Annotated in this window: 13 protein-coding genes; 9 read left to right on the forward strand and 4 right to left on the reverse strand. The window is 65.8% G+C overall.

From position 1 onward, the window contains the following. Position 1 precedes the first annotated feature (1 nt). Together AC1DMS_RS25390 and AC1DMS_RS25395 are read right to left on the reverse strand one after the other, a co-directional pair. A complete protein-coding gene (locus tag AC1DMS_RS25390; protein WP_015865935.1) occupies positions 2-1,078 on the reverse strand; it encodes a porin in 1,077 nt (358 codons plus the stop codon). Between the two features lie 238 nt (positions 1,079-1,316). Next, positions 1,317-2,399, reverse strand: coding sequence for a mandelate racemase/muconate lactonizing enzyme family protein (locus AC1DMS_RS25395; protein WP_015865934.1), 1,083 nt, complete (start codon positions 2,397-2,399; stop codon positions 1,317-1,319). A gap of 350 nt (positions 2,400-2,749) precedes the next feature. Here AC1DMS_RS25395 and AC1DMS_RS25400 point away from each other — a divergent pair, with 350 nt between their 5' ends. From AC1DMS_RS25400 to AC1DMS_RS25440, 9 genes are all read left to right on the forward strand, one after another. Beyond that, positions 2,750-3,556 carry an NAD-dependent epimerase/dehydratase family protein gene (locus AC1DMS_RS25400; RefSeq protein WP_015865933.1) on the forward strand — a complete coding sequence of 269 codons (807 nt, stop codon included), beginning with the start codon at positions 2,750-2,752 and terminating at the stop codon, positions 3,554-3,556. 12 nt (positions 3,557-3,568) lie between these two features. Further along, complete coding sequence (locus AC1DMS_RS25405) at positions 3,569-4,525, forward strand: Bug family tripartite tricarboxylate transporter substrate binding protein (RefSeq protein WP_015865932.1); 957 nt, start codon at positions 3,569-3,571, stop codon at positions 4,523-4,525. 58 nt (positions 4,526-4,583) lie between these two features. Continuing rightward, entirely contained in the window at positions 4,584-6,020 is a 1,437-nt protein-coding gene (locus AC1DMS_RS25410) for an aldehyde dehydrogenase family protein (RefSeq protein WP_049826203.1), read from the forward strand. 44 nt (positions 6,021-6,064) lie between these two features. Continuing rightward, positions 6,065-7,414, forward strand: coding sequence for an amidohydrolase (locus AC1DMS_RS25415; RefSeq protein ID WP_015865930.1), 1,350 nt, complete (start codon positions 6,065-6,067; stop codon positions 7,412-7,414). A gap of 278 nt (positions 7,415-7,692) precedes the next feature. Then, a complete protein-coding gene (locus tag AC1DMS_RS25420) occupies positions 7,693-8,931 on the forward strand; it encodes a serine hydrolase domain-containing protein (RefSeq protein ID WP_015865929.1) in 1,239 nt (412 codons plus the stop codon). 51 nt (positions 8,932-8,982) lie between these two features. Next, on the forward strand, positions 8,983-9,813 hold the full coding sequence (locus AC1DMS_RS25425) for an alpha/beta fold hydrolase (RefSeq protein WP_436042075.1): 831 nt from the start codon (positions 8,983-8,985) through the stop codon (positions 9,811-9,813). Between the two features lie 99 nt (positions 9,814-9,912). Next, complete coding sequence (locus tag AC1DMS_RS25430; RefSeq protein WP_015865927.1) at positions 9,913-10,890, forward strand: LysR family transcriptional regulator; 978 nt, start codon at positions 9,913-9,915, stop codon at positions 10,888-10,890. Positions 10,891-11,120: 230 nt separating this feature from the next. Next, positions 11,121-11,693: a carboxymuconolactone decarboxylase family protein gene (locus AC1DMS_RS25435; RefSeq protein WP_015865926.1), complete on the forward strand. Its 573-nt coding sequence runs from the start codon at positions 11,121-11,123 to the stop codon at positions 11,691-11,693. Beyond that, on the forward strand, positions 11,693-12,550 hold the full coding sequence (locus AC1DMS_RS25440) for an amidohydrolase family protein (protein WP_015865925.1): 858 nt from the start codon (positions 11,693-11,695) through the stop codon (positions 12,548-12,550). The genes AC1DMS_RS25435 and AC1DMS_RS25440 overlap by 1 nt, the downstream gene beginning before the upstream one ends. A 32-nt stretch (positions 12,551-12,582) precedes the next feature. Here the strand turns inward: AC1DMS_RS25440 and AC1DMS_RS25445 are convergent, their stop codons facing one another. After that, positions 12,583-13,188: a glutathione S-transferase family protein gene (locus tag AC1DMS_RS25445; RefSeq protein WP_015865924.1), complete on the reverse strand. Its 606-nt coding sequence runs from the start codon at positions 13,186-13,188 to the stop codon at positions 12,583-12,585. 48 nt (positions 13,189-13,236) lie between these two features. Beyond that, positions 13,237-14,220, reverse strand: a complete 984-nt coding sequence (locus tag AC1DMS_RS25450; protein WP_015865923.1) for a Bug family tripartite tricarboxylate transporter substrate binding protein — start codon at positions 14,218-14,220, stop codon at positions 13,237-13,239. Positions 14,221-14,246 lie beyond the last annotated feature (26 nt).

Genomic DNA, 14,246 nt, shown 5'->3' on the forward strand with positions numbered 1-14,246 from the left:
TTCAAAAAACGTGGCGCACGCCCATGGCGATCAACGAAGTGTTGGCGCCGGCACGCACGCCGCTGTACCGGGTCGTGGCGTCGCTGATGTCGTAGCTGCTGCTCGCTACGTTCTTCAGCCAGCTGTACGACGCATACAGGTCGGTGCGCTTTGACAGAGCGTAAATAGCCGTTGCGGTGACCTGGTGCGCATCGAAGTCCCTGGCCGTCCGGTCGTCGTAGTGCTTGATGGATACCAGTGCGCGCAGCAGCGGCAGGACCTGGTACGACGCACCGAGCATGTAACTGCGGTAGTGGCGGCTGAAGATGCTGGTCGCGCTGGAAGGAGCAGCGACTGTCCGGCTACCCTCCCATCGCCCGGCCTGGAACGCGCCCGAGAGGATGAGTCCTCCGATGGTGTAGCTCAGCCCCGCGGTCGACGCGCGGTCGTGTGCGCTGTCGGTGGCATTGGCGTGGCGCGCATGCGCCAGGCTGGCCAGCCACGCGCCACTGCGGTAGATCATGTTGAAGCCCAGGGTGGATCGGGCCCCGGAGCTCGCCGGGGCCGGCTGTTCGCCGAATGAATATTGCACACGCACGATGACGGGGCCGAGCGCGGGGGAGATGTAATTGACGGCGTTGTCGTTGCGCGCCACGGTGGTAGGGTTCGAGCCGGTCCACATGGTGCTGCTGACCGTGCCGATGCCGAAGGCCGTCGGATCGATCGGCGCCAGAGCATAGAAGGTTGGCGCGTAGTCGCGGCCCAGTTCGATAGTGCCGAATGTGGTGCTGGATAGGCTGAGGACGGCCTTGCGACCGAACATCCGGCCGCCTTGGCCAAAAGAGCCGTCGTCCACGTTGAAGCCGTTCTCCAGTTGGAAGCCGGCCGTTAGACCTCCGCCCAGGTTCTCGGAGCCCCGAAATCCCAACCGGCTGCCACTTTGACAGCCCGACCCGACACGCGTGCTATGCGCTCCGTCGATGTTCGATCGGGCCACGCACGCATCCACCAGACCGTAGATGATGGACTGGCCCTGTGCGCCGGACGCAACAAAGGCAAGAGCAGCTGCGCCCACGATGCTTGAAAGGCAATTCTTCATAGTGTCTCCTCGTTGTTATTGCGCCGGCAAGTCTAGGAAGCAGGCCTGCGCGAACCTAGAGGCGATGTGGCAATGCAGCTATGTCAATGCGGCCAGGGGTTGTCCATGCGGACAAGGCAGTCATGCGGAAGCTGTTGCCGGGGTAGGCGCGAACAGCCAGCGCAGTTGGGCAAGCGTGCACGCCTCGGCGAGCGCATGTGCCCGGCGGCCGCGCGCGGTCGTCGAAACGCTTTGCAGGTCAGTGAGATTCCGCGGAGCTCGCGTAGCCGATGCCGCAGCCGGCCGACATCGGCACGCGCACCATGCCGTTTTCCACAGGCAGTGCTTCGAACGGGTCGTCCAGCAGGTGCTGGTGCTCGGCCAGCTCGCAGGCATACGGCAGCGAGCGCAGGGTGCTGGCCGCATGTGCTGCGAAGGCTTGCATCAGCGCGGGTCCGAACGCCGCACCGACGCGGCAGACCACGCCGCCGGCCTGGCACAGCGCGGCGGCCTGCGTGAAGCGCAACAGCCCGCCGAGCTTGGTCACCTTGAGATTGATGACGTCAACCACCCGGTCCGTCACCAGTCGGTACACGTCCTGTACCGACTGCGCGCTTTCATCCGCCTCGATGGCGGCGGGTAGCGACCTCGTCAGCATCGTCAGTCCGGTCCAGTCGTCGGCCGGCACGGGCTGCTCGATCAAGGCAATGTCGTAGCGCTCCATGCGCGCAAAGGCGGCCATCATCGTCTTGGCGCTGTAGGCCTGGTTCGGGTCAAGCGTCAACGCGACTTCTGCGCCCACCGCATCGCGTACGGATGCGATTCGCTGGACGTCCGTTTGCGTGTCGCCCGACAGTTTGAGCTTGAGTTGCTGGTAACCCTGCGCCGCCAGCTCGGCGGCATGTGCACCCATCTGCGCCGGCGTCTTGACTGGCACGATGCGGGACTGGCGAATGACGTCGTGGTGGCGCCCGCCCAGTAGGACGTGCACGGGCACGCAGAGGCGTCGCGCGAGCAAGTCGTGCAGTGCCATATCGATGGCCGCTTTCGCCGAGACATTGAAGGCCAATTGCCGGTCACATGTCTCGACGATGGCGGCGATCTCGTCCAGGCCGCGCCCGACCAGAGTCGGCGCCAAGGCACGCAGCGCGGCCAGCACACCTTCGCCGTCGCCGGAGATGCTGGGAATGGCATGCGCATAGCCGTGGCCGGTGTAGCCGTTGTCGTCGGTCAGCGTCAGTACGTGGGCCTGCAGGCCAGGTACGGACGCGCGCGCGAACTTCCAGTTCGCATCGTGCAGCCTCTGAGTGCAGGGATGCAGGGAGAAGTCGGTGATCTTCATGGTGAGTCTGATTCGGGTAGGCGGCGAGCGCCAGCCCGGCATGTTGGCACACCGCCGAGTCATACAGCGCCCGCGTTCGCAGCTGTGGCGTCGGCAGAGTTTAGGCATGCAGAGACGCTTCGGCCAGCACGGTGCAGGCACACCAGATAGCCACTACCGCGCATGGCCCGCAACGGCATCTCCGCGGCTTCCGTTCCCCTTGTCGCCCGTTGCTGCGTTGCTGCACCTTCCGCACTTTCAGAGCGTGCTGACGCGGCCATGCCGCCGGACACATAACTGTCTTGTCCACGGACCCTCTGGGTCAGCCGGCCCGCCGTCCATAGACTGGCCAAAATCTTCGAGGCAGATCAATGACAACAACCAGATGGAGACGACTTCTGATCACCGGCGCTGCCGGCAGGCTGGGCAGCCACTTGCGCAGCGACCTGCGAGACTTGGCCGAGCACGTGCGTGCCACCGACCTGCGCGCGCTCCCGCCGGCCACCGAGGGCGAAGAAGTGGTGCAGGCCGACCTGTCGGACATGGCCGCCGTGCACGCGCTGCTCGAGGGTGTCGATGCAGTGGTCCACCTGGGTGCCGTCATGCCGCAGGCGCCGTGGGAGGCTGTGCTGCAGGCCAACATCATCGGCAGCTTCAACGTGTTCGAGGCGGCCCGGCAGGCCGGCGCCAAGCGCATCGTGTTCGCCAGCTCGCACCATGCGATCGGCATGTACGACCGCTCGCAGCCGCTTGATTCCGGTGCGCCGCCGCGCCCGGGCAACCTCTACGGCCTCAGTAAGGCGTTCGGCGAGAACCTGGCGCGCATGTACCACGACAAGCATGGCATCGAAGTGGCGTGTCTGCGCATCGGCTCATGCTTCGAGCAGCCGACTGACGAGCGCATGCTGTCCACCTGGCTCAGCCATGCGGACATGGTGCAGCTGTGCCGCCGCTGCCTGGTCGCGCCTGCCGTTGGCTACAGCGTGGTGTATGGCGTATCGGCCAACAGCCGCAGCTGGTGGAGCAATGACAAGGTCGACTTCCTGGGCTTCGCGCCGCAAGACAGCGCCGATGCCTACGCACAGGACATCGCGCACGCCGGTGTACCCGCCTCGGCGCCGTTGAGCGCGCGCGCGGCGCACCTGCAAGGCGGGCGCTTCACCGACCTCATTCCTTAGGAGACAAGCAACATGAAGATGATCAAGACCCTCGGCCTGCTGGCCATCGCCTGCCTGGCGGCATCAGCGGCGGCGCAAACCTGGCCTACCAAGCCCATCCGCCTCATCGTGCCCTATGCGGCCGGCGGGCCGACCGACGGCATGGGTCGCAACATCGCCGCCCGGCTGTCGCTGCGGTTGGGCCAGCCGGTGGTGGTGGATAACCGGCCCGGCGCGGGGGGCGTGATCGGCGTGGACGCGGTCGTGAAAGCGGCGCCGGACGGCTACACGCTGGGCATGATCGCACCCGGTCCGGTGGCCGGGATGCCGGCGCTGACTAAGGTGCCCTACACCCATGCGGACATCGACTACATCACGCTGGTGGCCCGCAGCACGGCCGTCATCGTGGGCCCTGCCAATTCCCACGCCAGCCTCAAGGAGCTGATCGACGCGGCCAAGCGCGCACCCGGCAAGCTGAACTACGGCTCCGCCGGCAACGGCACGTCGCCGCACATCGGCGGGGAGATGTTCAAGCAGGAAGCGGGTATCGACGTGACCCACGTGCCTTATCGCGGCAGCGGACCGGCCGTCACGGCGGTGCTGGCTGGCGAGATCCAGTTCACGCTCATCGACGTGGTGGGCGCGCTGCCGTTGGCGCAATCGGGCCGGCTGCGCATGCTGGCCACGGCGAGCAGCCAGCGTGTGCCGCAGACCCCCGACGTGCCCAGCACCGCCGAGCTGGGTCTGCCCAAAGTGCTGATGGACACCAACTACGGAATCATCGCGCCTAGGGGCTTGCCCGCCGCGGTGCACCAGAAGATCCGCGAGGCCACGGTCGCGGTGGTGAACTCGCCGGAGATACAGGCTTCCTTCAAGCAGCAAGGCGTGTTGCCGGTCACCACCACCTCCGATGAGTACCGCGCGCTGATGCTCGCCGAGCAGGCGCGCTGGACCGAGGTCATCGTCAAGGGCAACCTCAAGCTCGAATAGGCATTGCGCCGCGCAGTCTCCACGTCATCCCGCTTTTCTGAACCCGTCCATGAACACATTGAGCGTCGAGCTGCTGATCAACAACCGGGAGACTCCCGGTGCGTCCTACGTCGAAGTCAGAGACCCGGGTCGCACCGAGGACCGGGTCGGCCGTGTGGCGCAGGCCAGCGTCGTGCAGGTGGACGACGCGGCGCAGGCGGCCCATGCGGCGCTGCCTGGATGGGCCGGCACGCCCATTGCCCAGCGCGTCGAGCTGCTGCGCGCCGCCGCGGCCGTGCTGGACGAAGAAGCGCCGAAGATCGCCGAGTTGATGGCGCTGGAATCGGGCATGCTGATGGCCACCTGCCAGGCCGAGGTCGAAACGGCGGCCCATGTGGTGCGCGACAACGCGGACATGGCGGCCGAATTCCTGCAGCCCCGCCAGTTCGCGGATGCGAACGGTTGGGTCAGCGTCGAAAAGCGCCCCTTCGGCGTGGTGGCGGGCATCGTCTCGTGGAACGCACCAGTCATCCTGACCATGCGTAAGCTGGCGCCTGCGCTGGCCTGCGGCAACACCCTGGTCATCAAGCCTTCGCCGAGCGCCCCCTTGGGGCTGGCGGTGCTGCTCGCGAAGATGGCCGCGCTTTTCCCACCTGGTGTCATCAACGTGCTGCACGGCGGTGCCGACGCTGGCGCGGCGCTGACCGCGCACCCGCTGGTGCGCAAGGTGTCCTTCACCGGCGGCGGCAAGGTGGCCGGCATCATCATGCGCGACGCTGCGGCGTCGATGAAGGATGTGCAGTTCGAGCTGGGCGGTAACGATCCGGCCATCGTGCTCGACGACGTGGACGTCGAGCACGCAGTGACCCGCATCGCCATCGGCGCTTTCCGGCGGGCCGGGCAGTTCTGTTTTGCGGTCAAGCGCGTGTACGTGCCCGAATCCATCTACGACCGCTTCTTCGACCGGCTGTCCGCCGAGGTCGGGAAATTCAGGATCGGGCATCCGCTGGACCCGCGCAGCACGATGGGGCCGATGAACAACCGCGCGCAGTGGACCTTCGTGAAGGACCTTCTAGCGCGGGCGCGCGCTGAAGGCGCCGACATCGTCGAGCTGGGCGAGTTGCTCGACCCGCAGGCCACGAACGAAGGCTACTACCTGCGCCCGACGCTCGTGCGCCGCGCGGCGCCGCAGTCGGAAATCGTGGCTGTGGAGCAGTTCGGCCCGGTACTGCCGGTCGTCGCCTATCAGGATGAGGCGCAGGCCGTGCGCCTGGCCAACGACAGCGAGCTGGGCCTGGGTTCGAGCGTCTGGTCTGCCAGCCGCACGCGCGCCCTCGGGATCGCGCGCCAGCTGGAGGCGGGAATGACCTTCATCAACCAGGCGGGGGCGTCACGCGTCGGCCAGCGGCACGCACCTTTCGGCGGCGTCAAGCAGAGCGGTATCGGGCGCGAAAGCTCGGAAGTTGGCATGGCTGAGTACGTGGAATACCACAGCATCCACGGCGATGCGCTGTGAGGCCAAAGTGAGCTGGATTCATTTGAGATGAAGGAAATAGAACCATGACAAGACCGATTCATCCGTTGCTCGCTTTGCTGACCAGCGCCGCGCTCAGCGTCGCAAGCCTGGAAGCGAAGGCCTCGACGACATCGCCCGTGCCGCTCCATCTCACAACTGTCGAGCAGCGCAGCGCCGGCCTGCAGCCTCGGCTCGTCGAATGGCGTCGCGATTTTCATCGGCACCCCGAACTGTCGGGCCAGGAGGAAAGAACCGCACGGAAAGTCGCCGAGCACCTGCGATCTCTCGGACTGGAAGTGACCACGGGCGTTGGCGGGCATGGCGTGGTCGGCCTTCTCAAGGGCGCGTTGCCAGGAAAAGTCGTGGCACTGCGTGCCGACATGGACGCGCTGCCAGTGGTCGAGGAAACAGACTTGCCGTTCGCTTCCCGGGTGGTCGCCGACTACATGGGCAAGCCGACGCCGGTGATGCATGCATGCGGCCACGACGGACACACTGCCATCTTGATGGGGGTGGCCGAATTGCTGTCTCAGATGAGGTCCCAACTCAAGGGCACCGTGAAGTTCATCTTCCAGCCGGCGGAGGAAGGAATTCCTGACAGTACCGGGGCTAGGGAAGGCGCGTCCTGGGGAGCGAAAGCCATGATCGAGCAGGGTGTCCTTCAGAATCCCCGCGTCGATGCGATCTTCGGCCTGCACATCAATCCCGGTCTGCCGAGTGGAAGTATTGGGTATCGAAGTGGACCGCTCATGGCCGGCGCCGACGAAATCCACATCCACGTCGAAGGAAAGCAGGCCCACGGCGCCTCACCATGGAATGGTGTGGACCCGATCGTGGTGTCGTCCCAGATCATTCTGGGCCTCCAGACCATCGTCAGCAGGCAGCTCAACATCAGCCAGGAGCCCGCGGTGATCAGCATCGGAGCCATTGCGGGTGGCAATCGGTCGAATATCGTCCCGGAATCCGTCAAGCTGCTTGGAACCCTGCGAACGTTCGACGAGCCGATGAGGAACGATGCCAAACAACGCATAGCCCGAACCGCTAACCTGATCGCTGAGTCTGCGGGCGCCAGAGCCAAGGTCAACTTCGGCCCCCTCAACTATTCGGTAACGACCAACGATGCCTCCTTGACCGAGGCGTCCCTGCCGGTTCTCAACCAAATGACGGGCAACAGGGTGTCGGTGATTCCCAAGCGGAGCGCATCAGAGGATTTTTCCGAGTACCAGCGATTGGTACCGGGAATGTTCTTCCTTCTTGGCGCGATGCCGGAAGGCAAGTCACTGGAGACGGTTGCACCCAATCATTCACCGAAGTTCGATTTCAACGAGGACGCGATGGCGGTCGGAGTGCGGTCCTTGTCCGCGTTGGCGATCGACTATTTGAACCGGCACTGAGCTCCGGGCACTTGGGAAAAGTGGCTGTCGCCGATCCGACTCCCAGTGCACGCCAGCGTCGACGCTGTACGGTATTTGGGGCCTGGCTGGAGCGGCATAGCAGGTCTGATCCGCGCGGCACTAGCACTGGTGCACTTGGATTCTTAGTCTCGAAGCTCTTGAGGAGGCGCGTGACCACGCGCACTAAATCAGGAGAAGCACCATGACCGAGGAGAGGTATGCAACCTTCCTGAGCCCATGCGCGCCGAATCAGAAAAACCTATTCCATGGAGACAAAGATGACTATTCGACCTTCGACCGCCACCGCCCGCACCGGGCTGTCCGTGCTTCTGAGTTGTGTGTTGCTGGCGGGTTGCGCGACAGCGCCACAGGCCACGGCCGACCTGCCGTTCGTCGAGGGCACGCCTTCGGCGACGCTCCTGGCCGTTCGCCGCGCCAAGTCGGACCCGGCGGTGAATTATCTGACCTATCAGCACATGGACCAGCTGTTCGGGGTCTCGCGCTTGACTGCGTCACCTCGGCCGACACCGATCGCCGGCCGCGCGCAATGGTCCAGTGGCGACTTCCGTCTATCCACCGGCGGCACGACTGAAAGCTTCGACACCTTTCTCGAGCGGCACCGCATGAACGCGATCGTGGTGCTGCAAGATGGGAAGATCGTCAAGGAGACCTACCGCAACGGCAGCGGGCCGGCGACGCCCTTCATCGGCTACTCGATGTCCAAGTCAGTCATCGCCATGTTGATCGGTATCGCCATCCAGGAAGGACGCATCAAGAGCGTCAACGACCCCATCGTCCAGTACCTGCCGGAACTCAAGGGCACGGGCTACGACCCGGTCACCGTGCGCAACCTGCTGATGATGCGCGCTGGCACCGACTGGAAGGAAATCTACACACCCGGCAGCGAGCTCGACCGGCACCGCGACCAATCGCTCAACGAGGCCAAGGTGTACTACGAGGACTATGCATTCAAGGCCAAGTCGCTGCTCCCGCCAGGCACGCGCTTCAACTATTCGACGCTCGATACCAACCTCGCAGGCTGGCTGCTTGAACGTGCCGTTGGCATGCCGTTGTCGACTTACATGGCGACGCGGCTCTGGCATCCGATGGGGGCCGAGGCCGACGCCTATTGGGTGAACCAGGGGCCGGGTCAGGCGCAGCGTCCGTTCTACGGTGCCGGAATGGCGGCCAGCCTGCGCGACTGGGCTCGCATCGGGCAGGTTGCGCTGGACGATGGTCGGGCACAAGGAGCCCAACTGGTCCCGGCCGCCTGGATGAAGGAATCCACCTCGCGCCTGAACGATCAGCCCGGCTATGGCTACTTCTGGTGGACCATCGGCGACAAGGGTTACGGCGCCCTCGGCGTCAACGGCCAGGCGATCTACGTGCAGCCTGCCACGCGCGTGGTGATCGCGGTCGCTGGCTATTGGAAGGGCGCCACGGACGACACGCTCAGTGACGAACGCACTGCCTTCTTCGAGGCCGTCGCGGCCTCCGTGGCCAAAGGAGGCCGCTGAGTGGTCACGCGACAAGGAACACGGGGCGGGCGCCGAGGATGGCTAGCAGCGTTGAGTCTCATCGCGGTGCTGCCCGCGTGCGCGCTGCGTTCGGGCGAAATTGCGGCGCGCCGACGCGAGTTGGTACGCGATGGAGATGTGCAGTTGGATGTGATCGTCGAGGGCGCCGGGCCGACGATCGTGCTACTGCCTTCGCAGCAACGCGACTCGGAGGACTACGACGAACTTGCGCGCCAGCTCGCCTCGAAGGGATTCAAGGTGCTGCGCCCGCAACCGCGCGGGATGGGCGCGAGCCGCGGTCCCCTGGAGGGGATCACGCTGGACACTTTCGCGGCCGACGTGGCGCTCGTCGTGCGACGCCTGGGCGGCGGGCGCGCGGTGATCGCAGGCCATGCCTATGGCCACTTCGTGGCGCGCGTGGCCGACCTTCGCTATCCGGAGCTGGTTCGCGGCGTGGTGGTGCTCGCATCTGCGGCGCGAACGATTCCGCCGGGCGTGCAGGCGTCGCTGATCATCGCGGGCAATCCTAAGCAATCCCGCGAGGCACGGCTGGCGGCGCTGCGCCACGCCTTCTTCGCGCCTGGCAGTGATCCCACGCCATGGCTGGAGGGCTGGTACCCCGAGCTTCTGCCCGCCTACCGCGACGCGATGACGAGTCCACCCAAGGATCAATGGTGGCCGGTCACTCACGCCCCCATCCTGGACCTGCTGGGCGGCAGCGACCCGTGGCGGCCGCCGTCCAGCCGGGACGAGTTGAAGGCGGCGCTGGGTAGCAAGGTGACGGTAGAGGTCATCGCCGGTGCCAGCCACGCGATGGTGCCGGAGCAGCCGCAGGCGGTGGCGGTGGCCATTGCGCGATGGGCGAACGGGCTTGCGCCTTGAACGCGTGCGCGCACGGTCGATGTCCCGACCCTGCGCCAGGCCGGGTTGCCTGGGGTGCGCCGGCGACGCAGCCGGATAATCCGGCTGCAGGAGACATGCATGCAGACAGCAAAAGCCACAGACATACGACTCGCCCTGGCCAGCGACCTGACGATCTGGCGCTCGTTCCTGGCGATCGCGGAGCTGGGCAGCCTGACCCGCGCCGCGCTCTATCTGGACAGCAACCAGTCGCTGCTGAGTCGGCAGATCAACGCGCTGGAACGCCAGTGCGGCTGCCGCCTCTTCACGCGCACAGGGCGTGGCGTGGAGCTGTCGGAAACCGGCACCCGCATCCTGGAACAGGTGCGAGAGTTGCTGCAGGGCGCGCAGCAGCTCGAGACCGATATTCGCAGCAACCTGCAGCAGCCAGCCGGGCGTGTCACCCTGGGACTGCTGCCCTCCATCTCGTCGGCGCTGGTCGGGCAGTTGTTCTCGCACATGCGTGAGCACCACCCGGCGGTGCAGCTGAAGATCCTGGAAGGCTCCAGTGGCCAGGTCGAAGAATGGCTGACGGATGCGCGCGTGGACTTGGCCATCCTGTACCGGTACGCTACGCTGCCCGAGCACGAGCAGAAGCTGGCGACGGTGGACAGCTACCTCGTCGGCCCAGCGGGCGATGCACTCACGGGCGGCGGTGACATCCCGGTGTCGGCCCTGGCCGGTTTGCCCTACATCCTGCCCAGTGCGCCCAACGGCCTGCGCAACGCGCTCGATGCCGTAGCACGCCAGGACAAGCTGGCCGTCGTGCCGGTGATCGAGGCTGATTCGCTGCCGCTGTTCAAGTCCCTGGCTGAGCAGGAGCACCTGTACTCGGTGCTCCCGCTGCATGCGGTGTGGCACGAGATCGAGGAAGGCCGGCTGCAGGCCGCCAAGATCGCCGATGCGCGCCTGCAACGCAGCATCACCATGGCCATGTCCAAGAGCAAGGGGCCGGCACGCGCGGTGCAGGTGGTGGCCGCGGCTATCTGCACCATCGTCGACGAGTTGGGGCGCCGCGGCATGTGGCATTCCACGGCGCAGGACATCTCCATGGCCTGATGCTGCCAGGCGTGCGGCGCTTCCATGTCCCGGCACGCAAGCCAGCTTTGCACGGCGCCCGCTAGCGGCTGACCGGGGCGCGGCCTAGAGTAGCGCTTCCCGCACCCGGCGGGCCGAACGAACGCCTGCCCGACAGCGTCGACCAAAAGGAGGGCATGAACGTGTTCCTGGAAAAACGCCAGCCGGCCTATCGCGGCGCCTGAGCCGACCCATTTCCCCGAGAAAGACCCATGCCACGCATTTCCCTGCCCACTCCCGACACCATGACGCCCGAGCAACTGGCGGTCCATCAGAAGGTGGTCTCCGGCCCGCGCGGAGAAATCAAGGGCCCACTGCGCGCCGCGCTGCACAATGCCGAGTTGGCCGACCGCTGGCAAGCGTTAGGCGCGCTGCTGCGCTATGGCACCTCGATGACACCGCGCCAGTCGGAATTGGCCATCCTGGTGACCGGGCGGCACTGCCGCTCGCCTTTTGAATGGTTCGCGCACCGGCCCGAAGGTGCCAAGGCCGGGCTGTCGGACGACACGCTGGACGACCTGCTAGCGCAGCGCCAGCCGCGCGGGCTGGACGCCACTGACCAGGTCATCTACCGCTATGCGCTGGAGCTCAACCGCTCGCACTCGGTCAGCGACGCCACCCATGCCGCCGCGGTGCAGTTGCTGGGCGAAAAAGGCGTGGTGGAACTCACGGCCTTGGTGGGTTACTACACCATGGTCGCCATGACGCTCAACGCGCACGAGATCCCGTTCCCGCCCGGCGCGGAACCGGCGTTCAAGCTGCCGCAACAAGAAGAATTGAAGTGATGGGCGAAGCCATCGACACCGAGGGCGGCTGGGACTGCCACGCCCACGTCTTCGGCCCTTATGGCCGCTATCCGCTGGCGGCCGAGCGCGCCTACACTCCGCCCGAAGCGCCCCTGCCCGCGTACCGGGCGCACCTTGCCACGCTGGGCCTGACCCACGGCGTGCTGGGCCTGACCCACGGCGTGCTGGTGCATCCCAGCGCCTATGGCGTGGACCATGGGCTGGTGCTGGACACCCTGGACGCGCAACCGAATCTGCGTGGCGTGCTGGTGGCGCGGCCTCACACCCTGCCTTCGCTCGCCGGACTGCATGAACGCCGCGTGCGCGCCTTGCGCTTCAGCGCGCGCGGTGGCGCGGCCCGCAACTTCGGCGGCAGCGCCAGCTTCGAGGAATTGCAGGCCATGGCCGGCAAAATGGCCGACGCAGGCCTCCACGCCGAGCTGTGGACCGACCGCCATGTGCTGCCGGGCATCGCCGCCCAGATCCGGGCGCTGCCAGTGCCTGTGGTCATCGACCACATGGCCGGCTTCGATGCTGCCGCCGGCGTGGACGAGCCGGGCTTTCGCAGCCTGCTCGATCTGCTGGCCGAAGGCCGGGTGTGGGTGAAGCTGTGCGCCTACCGCAACCTGCTGGCCATACTCGACCGCACGCGCTGGGCGGAGCTACTGGCGCCTTTTCAGCAAGCCCTGCAGCAAGCCAACCCGCGGCAGTTGGTGTGGGGCAGCGACTGGCCCTACCTCAACGTGAAGGAACCGCCGAGCGGCGGCGACTTGCTGCAGCTGCTCCACGAGTCCGTGAGCGATGTGGCCATCGGCCGGGCCATCCTGCAGGACAACCCGGCGCGGCTCTACGCCTGATGGCTGCCCCACCTGCATTCGAGGGTGACGACTTAGCCTTCTGCCACCTCGGTCGCCACGAAAGATGGCCGCTTCGAAAGTTCGGCGAACCAGTGAGTCAGCTGGGGCGCGCGGCTGCGCCATTCCAAGCTTGCGAACCGGTAGTCGGTATAGCCCAGCGCGCAACCGATAGCGACGTGACCAATGGACAGCGGGGCCTTGGCAAGCATCTCCACTTCCTGCTCCAGCAGCATCAGGCTGGCCTTGGTCTTGAGCGCGAAGGCGTCCTGCAGTGCGCCCAATGGCACCTCGCGCTCACGCTCGTTGCGCCAAAGGATCAGCACATCCAGCAGGCCGTTGCCCAGCGCATGCCAGCGCAGCGCCCGCCAGCGTGCGTCGCCTTCGCGCGGAAAAAGGCTACCGCCGGCCAAATGGTCGAGGTACTCGCAGATGACGACCGAATCGAACAACGTGCGGCCGTCGTCCAGCATCAGCGTCGGAATCTTGGACAAAGGGTTGTCCGCCATGAGTTGAGGATTGGGTTTGAGCATGGCCGCCACCGAGCGAACCAGCGTGAGCTGGCCGGCGATGTCCAACTCATGGGCGCAGACCATGACTTTGCGGACGAACGGTGACTTGGGGGACCAATGGAGTTTCATGGTGTGTGTGTATTTTCTGAGCTCATTCGTCTTTGTGATCCATTCGAATTATTCGAGCTGAACCTTGACCGCCTTGACAACCGCAGACCACTTACGGCGGTCCTGGTCGATGACCTTGGCGAATTCTTCAGGGCTGCTGTACAGCGGCTGGATGCCCAGGGGCTTGAGCGAGGCTGCCATGGCCGGCTCGCGCATCACCGTGACCAGACGTCGATTGAGGTAGCGCACGATCTCGGGCGAGGTACCGGCTGGCACCAGCACGCCCAGCCACAGCGACACGTCGTAGTCGGTGAAGCCCGGAGTTTCGGCCATGGCGGGCACTTCGGGCATCGTGTCCAGGCGCTTGCGCGAGGTGACGGCCAGCGGCCGCAGTTTGCCGGCCTTGATGTGATCGACGAAATTGGACGCGGTGTCGAAGGTCATCTCGATACGGCCGGACAGCAGGTCCGGCAGCCCGGCGGCCGTGCCCTTGTAGGGAACATGCAGAAGGTCGACTTTGGCGACCGACATGAACAGTTCGCCTGACAGGTGGCTGCTGGTGCCGTTGCCCGCCGAGCTGAAGCTCAGCGTGCCCGGTTTGCTGCGCGCCAGCGCCACGAGTTCGGCGACGGACTTCGCGCCCACTTGCGGGTTGACCACCAGCAGGTTGGATGTGACGTGAGTCAGCGCGACCGGGCTGAAGCTGGTGGCCGGGTCGTACTTCGGGTTGCGGTAGAGGCTGGGGTTGATGGTGAGCACGCCCATCGTTGAATACAGCAGGGTATGGCCGTCCTTTGGTGCGGCGGCAGCGGCCTCGGCACCGATGCTGCCACCAGCGCCCGCGCGGTTGTCGATTACCACCGGCTGGCCGATGGCCTCGGACAGCTTCTGCGCCATGCCGCGGGCCATCAGGTCGGTGGCTCCGCCCGCCAGGAAGGGCACGATCAGCCGGACCGGCTTGTCCGGGTAGCCGCCGGGGCCGTCACCGGCATGAGCGCTCGTCAGTGCCAGTGAAGCCAGCATCAGGCTGGACAGGAAGGTCTTGCGTTGCATGCCAGTTCTTTTTTTTCTGCGGCGGC

Source organism: Variovorax sp. 05T418 (assembly GCF_056396385.1).